This window comes from Arthrobacter sp. YD4 (assembly GCF_030410515.1).
Taxonomy (GTDB): domain Bacteria; phylum Actinomycetota; class Actinomycetes; order Actinomycetales; family Micrococcaceae; genus Arthrobacter.
On the sequence record NZ_JAUHHD010000003.1, the window covers coordinates 25,768 to 37,551 of the forward strand.

Sequence of the window (11,784 nt, forward strand, 5' to 3'; positions counted from 1 at the left end):
AGATATATCGCGTCCTATTCCGGGGTGGCGATGCCCAGCCACTGGAACCAGCCGCGGTGCAGCACCAGCCAGGCCATCAGGCCGTAACCGGCCTGCCCCGGGGTCCCGCCGTTCGCGGCCAAGTCCTGGCGCCACTGGTCGTGGTTGAGCAGCGGGGAGAAGGTGTCCACGTAGAGGTGCTTGCGGCGGGTGGTGACGTCGGCGAACGCGGTGTTCAGGTCCCCAAGCCGGCGGTTCTGGGCCGGGTCGAGGGTGGGCGGCGGCCCCACCACGAAGACTTCGATCTTGTTCTGCGAGGCCGAATCCAGGATGTTGGCGAGGTTGAGCCGGCTGCGGGCGGTGGAGAGGCCAAATTCGATGTCCCGTCCGGAGAGGCCGATGACGAGCCGGTTCTCGCTCTGCGGGGAGAAGCGGCGGCCGGCTTCCTCAAGCCAGCGCTCGGCCAGGCCTTCGGTGCCCTCCTGGGGGCAGGGCAGCGGGTAGCTTTCGAGGCTGAGGCCGTCCTGCGGCGTGCGCGCCAGGACCCGGCCCAGCCAGCCCAGGGCGCGGGGATCGCCCATGCCGGCCAGCAGTTCATCTCCCACGGCTGCGATCCGCAGCTTACGATCTTCCACGTCTACCTCTTCACTCCCTGCGCCCCGACCCGGGACGCTGCCCACGGACCCGGCTGCTGGTTTAAACGACGCTGCCCGGCCGGTTCGTGGTGGTCCACTTCCGGCCGGGCAGCCCGGTGCTACTTACGTGCGAATGCCTGCTTGAGCAAGGTGTCCTGCTCGGCGGCGTGGCGCTTCATCGACCCGGCCGCCGTGGAGGCGGAGGCGGGGCGGGAGACGAGGCGCACGCGGCGGTCGAGGGCGTCCGGCAGGTTCAGGCCGATGAACGGCCACGGACCCTGGTTCGCGGGCTCGTCCTGGGCCCAGACAACCTCGGCGTTCGGGTACTTGGCCAGTTCGGCCGCGATCTCCTCGGCGGGCAGCGGGTAGAGCTGCTCGACGCGGACGATCGCCGTCGTGGTGTCCCCGGTCTTCTGCCGCGTGGACAGCAGGTCGTAGTAGAGCCGGCCGGAGACCAGCAGCACGCGCTCGACGGCGTCCGCCTGCAGCTGCTCGTGCTCCGGGATGACCGGGCGGAAGGCGCCCGAGGTGAAGTCCTCCACCGAGGACGCCGCCGCCTTGAGGCGCAGCAGCTGCTTCGGGGTGAAGATGATCAGCGGCTTCCGCGGACGGCTGTAGGCCTGGCGGCGCAGCAGGTGGAAGTGCGAGGCCGGGGTCGTGGGGTTGGCCACGATCATGTTTTCCTCGGCGCAGAGCTGCAGGAAGCGCTCGATCCGGGCCGAGGAGTGGTCCGGGCCCTGGCCCTCGTAGCCGTGCGGGAGCATCAGCACCAGCGAGGACCGCTGGCCCCACTTCTGCTCGGCGGAGGAGATGAACTCGTCGATGATGGTCTGTGCACCGTTGACGAAGTCCCCGAACTGGGCCTCCCAGAGCACGAGCGCGTCGGGGCGCTCCACCGAGTAGCCGTATTCGAAGCCCATGGCCGCGTATTCGGAGAGCAGGGAGTCGTAGATCCAGAGCTTGGCCTGGTCCTCGGTGAGGTTGGCCAGCGGGGTCCACTCGTCGCCGTTGGCACGGTCGTGGAAGACGGCGTGGCGCTGCACGAAGGTGCCGCGGCGGGAGTCCTGGCCGGCGAGCCGGACCGGGACGCCCTCCATGGTCAGCGAGCCGAAGGCAGCCAGTTCGCCGAAGCCCCAGTCGATGCCGCCTTCACGGGACATCACTTCACGCTTCTCCAGCAGCTGCTTGAGCTTGGCGTGGACGGTGAAGCCCTCGGGGTATTCGATGTGGGCCTTGCCGATCCGGGCCAGGGTCTCCGCGGAGATCGCGGTGGACTCGGGGGCTCCGGAGCCGGTGTCGGACTGCTGGGCCGAGGGGAGCTCCAGGTCGGAGACGGCGCCGGTGTCCGCGGTGATGACCGGGATCGGCGAGGTCTGCGCGGCGTGGGTCTCGGCGAAGACCCGCTCCAGGCGTTCCTGGTAGTCGCGCAGCAGCTGCTCCGCCTCTTCCTCGGTGATGTCGCCGCGGCCGATCAGGGACTCCGTGTAGAGCTTGCGGACCGAGCGCTTGGCCTCGATCAGGTTGTACATCAGCGGCTGGGTCATCGAGGGGTCGTCGCCCTCGTTGTGGCCGCGGCGGCGGTAGCACACCATGTCGATGACGACGTCCTTGTGGAACCGCTGGCGGAACTCGTAGGCCAGCTGGCCGATGCGGACTACGGCCTCCGGGTCGTCGCCGTTCACGTGGAACACGGGCGCCTGGATCATCTTGGCGACGTCGGTGGAGTAGGTGGAGGACCGCGAGGACGACGGCGCGGTGGTGAAGCCGACCTGGTTGTTGACCACCACGTGGATGGTGCCGCCGGTGCGGTAGCCGCGCAGCTGGGAGAGGTTCAGGGTCTCCGCGACGACGCCCTGGCCGGCGAAGGCCGCGTCGCCGTGGACCATGATCGGCAGCACGGGGAAGGTCTCGCCCTGGTCGAGGCGGTCCTGCTTGGCGCGGACGATGCCCTCGAGCACGGAGTCCACGGCCTCGAGGTGCGAGGGGTTGGCGGCGAGGTAGACCTTGGTCTGCTTGCCGTTGTCCGAGGTGAAGGTGCCCTCGGTGCCGAGGTGGTACTTCACGTCGCCGGAGCCCTGCACGGAGCGGGGATCCTGGGTGCCCTCGAACTCGCGGAAGACCTGGGCGTAGGTCTTGCCGGCGATGTTGGTCAGCACGTTCAGGCGGCCGCGGTGGGCCATGCCGATCGCAACCTCGTCGAGGCCGTCGTCGGCAGCGTCGGAGATGATGGCGTCCAGGAGCGGGATCAGCGACTCGCCGCCCTCGAGGGAGAAGCGCTTCTGGCCGACGAACTTGGTCTGCAGGAAGGTCTCGAACGCCTCGGCGGCGTTGAGCCGGGAGACGATGCGGAGCTGCTCATCGCGGCTCGGCTTGGAGTACGGGTGCTCCAGCTGGTCCTGGAACCACTTGCGCTCGGCCGGGTCCTGGATGTGCATGTACTCGATGCCGGTGGTGCGGCAGTAGGCGTCACGGAGCACGCCCAGGATGTCCCGGAACTTCAGCATCGGCTTGCCGCCGAAGCCGCCGGTGGGCCACTCGCGGTCCAGGTCCCAGAGGGTCAGGCCGTAGGTCAGGACGTCGAGGTCCGGGTGCTTGCGCTGGACGTACTCGAGCGGGTCGGTGTCCGCCATCAGGTGGCCGCGGACACGGTAGGAGTGGATCAGCTGCTGGATTCGGGCGACCTTGTTGATCTCGTCGGCCGGGTCCACCTGCAGGTCCGGGCTCCAGCGCACGGGCTCGTAGGGGATGCGCAGGGATTCGAAGATCTCGTCGTAGAAGCCCTGCGCGCCGAGGAGCAGCTGGTGGACCAGCTTCAGGAACTCGCCGCTGCCGGCACCCTGGATGACGCGGTGGTCATAGGTGGAGGTCAGGGTCAGGACCTTGCTGATGGCGTTCTGGGCGATGATCTTTTCGCTGGCGCCCTGGAATTCGGCCGGGTAGTCCAGCGCGCCGACGCCGATGATCGCGGCCTGGCCCTTGGAGAGGCGGGGTACCGAGTGCACGGTGCCGATGCCGCCCGGGTTGGTGAGCGAGACCGTGGTGCCGGCGTGGTCGTCGGCGGTCAGCTTGCCGTTGCGGGCGCGCTTGATCAGGTCCTCGTAGGTGTGCCAGAACTCGGAGAAGTTGAGCGTTTCCGCCTTCTTGATGTTCGGGACCATGAGGAGGCGGGTGCCGTCCGGCTTGGGCATGTCGATCGCGATGCCGAAGTTCACGTGCGCCGGCTGCACCGCGGAGGGCTTGCCGTCGACGACGTCGTAGTAGACGTTCATGGAGGGGAACTGGGCGAGGGCCCGGATGACGGCGTAGCCGATCAGGTGGGTGAAGGAAACCTTGCCGCCGCGGGCGCGGGCCAGGTTGGAGTTGATCACGACGCGGTTGTCGATCAGCAGCTTGGCCGGGATGGCGCGGACGCTGGTGGCGGTGGGAATCTCGAGGCTGGTGACCATGTTGGCGGCGATGGCCTTCGCCGGGCCGCGGAGGACGGAGACGACGTCCTCTTCGGGGGCGGTCGGTGCCTTGACGTTCTTGGGGAGCTGGGCCGGGATGGGCTGGGTGCCGGCGCCGGGCTCTGCGGTCTTCGCGCCGTCGCGGGCCACGGTGGCAGGAGCCTTCGAAGCGGCGGGGGCCGGGGCGGCAGCGGCGGGCGCAGCAGCCGGGGCGGCAGGAGCCGCGGGAGCCGGGGCGGCAGGGGCTGCCTGGGCCGAGGCGGCGGGCGCCACGACAGGGAGTTCGCGGGTGGTGGGGTGGGCTGCGGCCGGAGCCGTCGCGCCGTTGGTCGAGGAACCGTCGCTGGCTTCGAAGGACTCGAACAGGGGCCACCACTTGGCGTCTACCGTGTTCTTGTCCTGCTGGTACCGCTCGTACAGTTCGTCAACGAGCCACTCGTTTCCGCCAAATTCCTCGGGTAGACGGTGGCTTGGCTGCTCTGGCACTTGAAATACGCCTCTTCCATGAGTTTGATTCCCGCTGGTTTCCACGGTGCCGCAGCACGTCAATCGAACCAGTTCTCCGCGTCCAGTGAACCCAGACCTTTGCCAGTCTAGTGACGACCCGCGCGAATCCGCCAATAAGCGTGACTCAAATCATTGCCTGGCCGTAGCGGGCCGGGAATAGCGGGTTCGGGGCAGCCGCCGGAGTGTCGCAGGGCTCGCCTAGAATCGTTCGGAGAACCCCTTTCCCGGCAAGGAGCAACCGTGCGTTTCCTCAGTGAGCCCAGCACCGACCTGACCTACTCGGACCTCTTCCTGGTCCCGTCCCGGTCGGAGGTCACGTCCCGGCTGGATGTCGATCTCGCCGCGGACGACGGCACCGGCTCGACGATTCCGCTGGTGGTGGCCAACATGACGGCCGTGACCGGCAAGCGGATGGCCGAGACCATGGCCCGCCGCGGCGGCCTGGCCGTGCTGCCGCAGGACGTCCCGCTGGAGGTGCTGCGGGACGTTGCTTCCTGGGTCAAGTCCCGGCACGCGGTCTTCGAGACTCCGGTGCGGCTGAGCACCACGGACACCGTGATCGATGCCCTGCACCTGATCGGGAAGCGTCCGCACGGCGCCGCCGTCGTGGTGGACGACGCCGGTGCTGTCGCCGGCGTTGTCCGCGCCGCGGACTTCGAGGGCCAGGACCGCTTCGCGTCGCTGGGCTCCGTGATGCGCCACCAGCCGCTGGTGTTCGACGCCGCCGACCTCGACGCCGCCGGGGAGGATTCGGGCCAGGCGCTGCGCCGGGCCTTCGAGGCGATGGATGCCGCGGGCACGGACTTCGCCCCGGTCCAGCGCGACGGCGTGCTGGCCGGCGTCCTGACCCGCAAGGGTGCGCTGCGTTCCACGCTTTACCGTCCCTCGCTGGACGCCGGAGGATCCCTCAAGGTGGCTGCCGCCGTCGGCATCAACGGGGACGTGGCCGGCCGTGCCGCCGAACTGCTCGCCGCCGGCGTCGACGTCCTGGTCCTGGACACCGCCCACGGCCACCAGCAGAAGATGTTCGACGCCCTGGCCGCCGTCAAGGGCCTCAACCCCGGCGTCCCCGTCGTGGCCGGCAACGTGGTCACCGCCGAGGCGACCCGCGAACTGATCGCCGCCGGCGCGGACATCGTGAAGGTGGGCGTCGGCCCCGGGGCCATGTGCACCACCCGCATGATGACCGCCGTCGGGCGCCCGCAGTTCTCCGCCGTCCTCGAATGCTCCGCTGCCGCCCGGGCCGCGGGCGGCCGCGTCTGGGCCGACGGCGGCATCCGCTACCCGCGCGACGTGGCCCTGGCGCTGGCCGCCGGGGCCAGCCAGGTGATGATCGGTTCCTGGTTCGCCGGCACCCACGAGAGCCCGGGCGACCTGCAGCTGGACGCCAACGGCCGCCAGTACAAGGAAAGCTTCGGCATGGCCTCGGCGCGGGCGGTGCAGAACCGCAACCAGCGCGAGGGCGCCTTCGACAAGGACCGCAAGGCGCTCTTCGAGGAGGGCATCTCCACCTCGCGGATGTACCTGGACGCGGCGCGCCCGGGCGTGGAAGACCTGCTGGACATGATCACCGCCGGCCTGCGCAGCTCCATGACCTACGCCGGCGCCACGGACCTGGCCGCCTTCCGCGAGCGGGCGGTGGTGGGCCTGCAGTCCGCCGCCGGATACGAGGAAGGCCGCCCGGTCCCGCAGAGCTGGTAGCGGCGCCCGGGCGGCGGGAAACACCCCGGTGGCGGGGAACGGTGCTCCTGTAGACTGAAAGTCTTATGGACAGTAAATCTAGGTGCCGGCCTGGGGGCTGTCAGCGCGGAACGCACGCCGTTCCCGCCCAGTCCACCCACAGAGCCGGCAAACCCCGTTCACGCGCCCATCACACTCCCGCCGCCCGGCACAGCCCGTGCGCCCGGCACGCGTCCTTTGCCGGCCGGAGTGTCTTCCAGGAAACAGGGTCGGCGTCCGCTGACCATCCTCCGCCGGGACGTTTCCCCCGGCCCGGCCTCCAGCCCCGCGAAGCGGGCCGCTAAATGGAATGGCTACTGCTTGGAGCAGGTTTCCTGCTCATCCTCGGCACCGGTTTCTTCGTGGCTGTCGAGTTCTCCCTGGTGGCGCTCGACCAGGCAACGGTGCAACGCGCCGTGGACAACGGCGACACGGCGGCCGCGCCGCTGCTCAAATGCCTGAAGTCCCTCTCCACCCAGCTCTCCAGCTGCCAGCTGGGCATCACCCTGACCACGCTGCTGACCGGCTACGTCATGGAGCCCTCGGTGGGCCGCCTGCTGGAGGGCCCGCTCGCTGCCCTCGGTTTGGCGGAGGCTGCCGCGACGTCGGTGTCCCTGATCGTGGCGATGATTCTGGCCACCCTGCTCTCGATGCTGATCGGCGAGCTGGTGCCCAAGAACGCGGCCATCGCGTTGTCCTTCCAGGTCGGCAAGGCTCTCGCCCGGCCGCAGCTGGTGTTCACCGCCATCTTCAAGCCGGCCATCGTGCTGCTCAACGGCTTCTCCAACAAGGTCCTGCACCTCTTCGGCCTGGAGGCCAAGGAGGAGATCTCCGGGGCCCGGACGCCCGCCGAGCTCGCCTCGCTGGTCCGCCGCTCCGCCGCCATGGGCACCCTGGACGAGGGGACCGCGAACTTCGTGTCGCGGACGCTGAACTTCTCCGGACGCACCGCGGCCGACGTGATGACCCCGCGCATCCGGGTCGAAACCATCGACAGCCACCAGCCGGTCTCCGACATTGTCGAGGCCGCCAAGCGCACCGGTTACTCCCGGTTCCCGGTGATCGGTGAATCCTCCGACGACATCCGCGGCGTGGTGCACATCAAGAAGGCGATCGCCGTCCCGGCGGACCGCCGCGCCAACCTCGAGGCCGGAGCCATCATGACCGAGGTCCTCCGGGTGCCGGAGACCATCCACCTGGACGGACTGCTGGCCGAACTGCGCGAGGGCAATCTCCAACTGGCCGTCGTGCTGGACGAATACGGCGGAACCGCCGGCATCGCCACCCTCGAGGACCTCGTCGAGGAAATCGTGGGCGAGGTGGCCGACGAGCACGACAAGGTCCGCCCCGGCCTGCTGCAAAGCGCCTCGGGTGACTGGTATTTCCCCGGGCTCCTGCGCCCGGACGAACTCTCCGAACAGATTCCCGGACTCACCGTCCCGGACGAGTCAACGTACGAGACCGTGGGCGGCTACGTCATGAGCCAGCTGGGCCGGATCGCGGCGGTGGGTGACACGGTCGACGTCGTCGGCGGCACCCTCAGCGTCACACGCATGGACGGACGCCGGATCGACCGGATCTGCTTCAAGCCTGCACCGCCTGATCACGGCGGCGGCCCGGACAACGGGCGCATCGATGCCGGGAAGGCAGGTGCGGCATGAGCGACTGGGCAGGAATCCTGTGGCTGGCCGTGCTGCTGCTCGGCAACGCCTTCTTCGTCGCGGCGGAATTCGCCATCATGTCGGCCCGGCGCAGCCAGATCGAACCGCTCGCCGAGGCCGGGTCCAAGCGGGCGCAGACCACGCTGCGGGCCATGGAGAACGTCTCCCTCATGCTGGCCTGCGCGCAGCTGGGCATCACGGTCTGCTCCCTGCTGATCCTGCAGGTCGCCGAGCCGGCCATCCACCACCTCCTGGCGGTTCCGCTGGAGGGCGTGGGCATCCCGGTGGAGATGGCCGACGTCGTCGCGTTCGCCATCGCACTGCTGGCGGTGACGTTCCTGCACGTGACCTTCGGCGAGATGGTTCCCAAGAACATCTCCGTCTCCGTGGCGGACAAGGCGGCCCTGCTGCTGGCGCCGCCGCTGATGCTGATCGCCCGCGGCGTGAAGCCGGCGATCGTGGCGCTGAACTGGTCCGCCAACCACATCCTGAAGCTCATGCGGATTGAGCCCAAGGATGAGGTGAGCTCCTCCTTCACCCTGGAGGAGGTCCAGTCGATCGTCCAGGAATCCACCCGGCACGGGCTGGTAGTGGACGACGCCGGGCTGATCACCGGTGCGCTGGAGTTCTCCGAGCACACCGCAGCGGAGGTGATGGTGCCGCTGGAGCGGCTGGTGATGCTCAAGGACGCCACCACCCCGGAGGAGTTCGAGAAGGCAGTGAGCCGGACCGGGTTCTCCCGCTTCCCGATGCTGGATGACGAGGGGATGCTCTCCGGCTACCTGCACATCAAGGACGTGCTTTCCATCCCGGAGTCCCGCTACCACCACCCGATCGCCGAGAGCCGGATCCGGTCCCTCGCGAACCTTGCCGTGGGGGACGAGATCGAGAAGGCCATGTCCGTCATGCAGCGCACGGGCTCGCACCTGGCCCGCGTCATCGGCGCGGACGGCCACACCCAGGGTGTGCTGTTCCTCGAGGACGTCATCGAACTGCTGGTCGGCGAGATCCGGGACGCCACCCAGGCCACCGGCTACCGGAGGCTCGGACAGGAGTAGCGGCGCGGCGGGTCTGACCCTAAATAGGAATGATTCCTATTTAGGGTTAGACTCGTTTTATTGCTAACGCTTCTCAATAAACGATTCGAGGCTTCCCGTGCGCCGTTCCGCCACCGTCCTTCTCCTCGCAGGCATCAGCAGCCTGCTGCTGACCGCCTGCGGCACCGGTTCCGGTGCAGACCGTGCGGGTGCCGGCGACGGCGTGGTCGACGTCGTCGCCTCCACCAGCGTGTACGGGGATGTGGTCAAGTCTGTGGGCGGAGACAAGGTCCGCGTCACCTCGATCATCAACCGGACCAGCCAGGACCCGCACTCCTATGAGGCGACGACCCAGGACAAGCTGACCGTCTCGAAGGCCGAGCTGGTGGTCGAAAACGGCGGCGGCTACGACGACTTCCTGCACAAGCTGGCCGGGGACGCCGGCTTGGGGGAGAAGAACCTGCTGAACGCCTCCGACGCCTCGGGCCTCAAGACCGGGGATGCCTCGTCCTTCAACGAGCACGTCTGGTACAGCATGTCAGGCATGAGCACCTTCGCCGACGCCCTGGCCGACAAGCTGGCGGCCCTGGAACCCTCCTCCGCGGATGCCTTCAAGGCCAACGCGGCGGCCCTGAAGAAGGACCTCGCCGGACTGGACACGCGGCTGGCCGCGCTTAAGGCCGCCGACGGGAACGCCGGCGTCGCCGTGACCGAGCCTGTGCCGCTCTACCTGCTTGAGGCCGCCGGCCTGCAGAACCGGACGCCGGAGGAGTACACCGCGGCGATCGAGGACGGTGCCGACGTGCCACCGGCCGTGCTGCGCTCCGCCGTCGACCTCGTGAAATCCGGTTCCATCCGCCTGCTGGCGTACAACCCGCAAACCGAGGGGCCGCAAACCATCGCGCTCAAGGACGCCGCCACCGCGGCCGGTGTGCCGGTGGTGGACTTCGGCGAGACGCTGCCCGAGGGCAAAACGTACCTCCAGTGGATGTCCGGCAACATCGACGCGCTTGCCAAGGCCCTCGGCCGGGGCTAGCGGACCTAGAATCATCCCATCAGACGCGGCCGTTCGGCCCGACAGAAATTGAGGATCCCCGAGTTGACACCCGTCGTAAGCCTGCGTGGCGCCTCCCTGCGGTTCGGGAACCGCGTCCTCTGGGAGAACCTGGACCTGGACATCATGCCGGGGGAGTTCTTCGCCGTCCTGGGGCCCAACGGCAGCGGCAAGACGAGTTTCCTCAAGGTGCTGCTGGGCCTGCAGGAACTGAGCGCCGGTACCGGTACCCTCGACGGGCAGCCGATCGCGCGAGGGAACCGGCGGATCGGTTACGTCCCGCAGCAGGAATCCTTCGACCCGGACACCCCGCTGCGGGCCCGCGACCTGGTGGGCCTCGGCGTTGACGGCCACCGCTGGGGCATCCGCGTCGGCGGCGGAAAGGTCAACCGTCGGATCGATGACCTGCTGGCCGAGGTGGGCGCGCAGGACTATGCCAAGGTGCCCGTCGGCCAGCTTTCCGGCGGCGAGCAGCAGCGGCTGCGGGTGGCCCAGGCCCTCGCCACGGATCCGGGCGTGCTGCTGTGCGACGAGCCGCTGCTCTCCCTGGACCTGAACCACCAGCAGGCGGTCAGCTCCCTGATCAACCGGCAATGCCACGAGCAGAACAGCGCCGTGGTGTTCGTGACCCACGAAATCAACCCGATCATGGACTACGTGGACAGGGTGCTCTACCTGGCCGGCGGCCGCTTCCGGGTGGGAACGCCCGAGGAAGTGATGACCACCGAGGTGCTCTCCGACCTCTACGGCAGCCATGTCGAGGTGATCCGCGCCAACGGCCGGCTGATTGTGGTGGGCCTGCCGGACGCCACCACCCACCATCACGAGGACGCTCACGCCGTGGCCGGAGAGGTGGGTTAAGTGGACTTCGACGCCGTACTGCACGCCATCTTCAACTTCGAGAACTACGGCGAGCTTCTGGCCCTGGTGCAGAACTCGCTCTGGGCCGGGGCGGTCCTCGGCCTGCTGGGCGGCCTGGTGGGCACGTTCGTGATGAAGCGGGACCTCGCCTTCGCCGTGCACGGCATCTCCGAACTCTCCTTCGCCGGCGCCGCCTTCGCGCTGCTGGTTGGCGCGGACGTGGTGGCCGGCTCGCTCGCCGGGTCCGTGGTGGCGGCCCTGATCCTCGGCGTGATGGGGGTCCGGGCGCGGGACAAGAATTCGACCATCGGCGTGCTCATGCCCTTCGGCCTGGGCCTGGGCATCCTGTTCCTCTCCCTGTACGAGGGCCGCGCCGCGAACAAGTTCGGCCTCCTCACCGGGCAGATCGTTTCGGTGGGAACGGTCCAACTACAGGTCCTCGCCGGCGCCGCCGTCGTGGTGATGCTGGCGCTCATCGCCATCTGGCGGCCGCTCACCTTCGCCAGCGTCGATCCCAAGGTGGCAGCCGCCCGCGGTGTCCCGGTGCGCGGGCTGGCCCTGGGGTTCATGGTGCTCCTGGGCGTCAGCGTGGCCCTGTCCATCCAGATCGTGGGGGCGCTGCTGGTGCTGGCGCTGCTGATCACGCCGGCGGCGGCGGCCCTGCGGGTGACCTCCTCGCCGCGCCTGGTGGTGCTGCTGAGCGTGCTCTTCGCCGTGTCCGCCACGGTCGGCGGGATCCTGCTGGCCCTGGGCGGCCGGCTTCCCATCAGCCCGTACGTGACCACGCTGTCCTTCCTGATCTACGTGGTCTGCCGCGTCATCGGCGGCGTCCGCACCCGGCGAGGCCTCAACGGCCGGACCAGTCCCGTGGCCGCTTAGGCGGAA

8 protein-coding genes are annotated in these 11,784 nt (G+C 68.9%); 6 read left to right on the forward strand and 2 right to left on the reverse strand.

The window, feature by feature from the left end:
* Positions 1-14: 14 nt before the first annotated feature.
* Together QWJ39_RS08555 and QWJ39_RS08560 are read right to left on the reverse strand one after the other, a co-directional pair.
* Positions 15-614: a GDSL-type esterase/lipase family protein gene (locus tag QWJ39_RS08555; protein WP_290257353.1), complete on the reverse strand. Its 600-nt coding sequence runs from the start codon at positions 612-614 to the stop codon at positions 15-17.
* Between the two features lie 119 nt (positions 615-733).
* Positions 734-4,546 carry a multifunctional oxoglutarate decarboxylase/oxoglutarate dehydrogenase thiamine pyrophosphate-binding subunit/dihydrolipoyllysine-residue succinyltransferase subunit gene (locus QWJ39_RS08560; RefSeq protein ID WP_290257354.1) on the reverse strand — a complete coding sequence of 1,271 codons (3,813 nt, stop codon included), beginning with the start codon at positions 4,544-4,546 and terminating at the stop codon, positions 734-736.
* Between the two features lie 261 nt (positions 4,547-4,807).
* Between QWJ39_RS08560 and QWJ39_RS08565 the strand changes: the two genes are divergently transcribed.
* The 6 genes from QWJ39_RS08565 to QWJ39_RS08590 all read left to right on the forward strand — a co-directional run bounded on the left by QWJ39_RS08565 (position 4,808) and on the right by QWJ39_RS08590 (position 11,778).
* Positions 4,808-6,268, forward strand: coding sequence for a GuaB1 family IMP dehydrogenase-related protein (locus QWJ39_RS08565; protein WP_290257355.1), 1,461 nt, complete (start codon positions 4,808-4,810; stop codon positions 6,266-6,268).
* Between the two features lie 323 nt (positions 6,269-6,591).
* Positions 6,592-7,947: a hemolysin family protein gene (locus tag QWJ39_RS08570; RefSeq protein ID WP_290257356.1), complete on the forward strand. Its 1,356-nt coding sequence runs from the start codon at positions 6,592-6,594 to the stop codon at positions 7,945-7,947.
* Positions 7,944-9,005, forward strand: coding sequence for a hemolysin family protein (locus QWJ39_RS08575; RefSeq protein ID WP_290257357.1), 1,062 nt, complete (start codon positions 7,944-7,946; stop codon positions 9,003-9,005). The genes QWJ39_RS08570 and QWJ39_RS08575 overlap by 4 nt, the downstream gene beginning before the upstream one ends.
* 97 nt (positions 9,006-9,102) lie before the next feature.
* A complete protein-coding gene (locus QWJ39_RS08580) occupies positions 9,103-10,020 on the forward strand; it encodes a zinc ABC transporter substrate-binding protein (protein ID WP_290257358.1) in 918 nt (305 codons plus the stop codon).
* A 63-nt stretch (positions 10,021-10,083) separates the two neighbouring features.
* Complete coding sequence (locus QWJ39_RS08585; protein WP_290257359.1) at positions 10,084-10,899, forward strand: metal ABC transporter ATP-binding protein; 816 nt, start codon at positions 10,084-10,086, stop codon at positions 10,897-10,899.
* Complete coding sequence (locus tag QWJ39_RS08590) at positions 10,900-11,778, forward strand: metal ABC transporter permease (protein WP_290257360.1); 879 nt, start codon at positions 10,900-10,902, stop codon at positions 11,776-11,778.
* Positions 11,779-11,784 lie beyond the last annotated feature (6 nt).

Coding starts and splice junctions, on each gene's coding strand:
- QWJ39_RS08570 (WP_290257356.1), top strand. CDS start 6,592: ATGGAATGGCTACTGCTTGGAGCAGGTTTCCTGCTCATCCTCGGCACC.
- QWJ39_RS08575 (WP_290257357.1), top strand. CDS start 7,944: ATGAGCGACTGGGCAGGAATCCTGTGGCTGGCCGTGCTGCTGCTCGGC.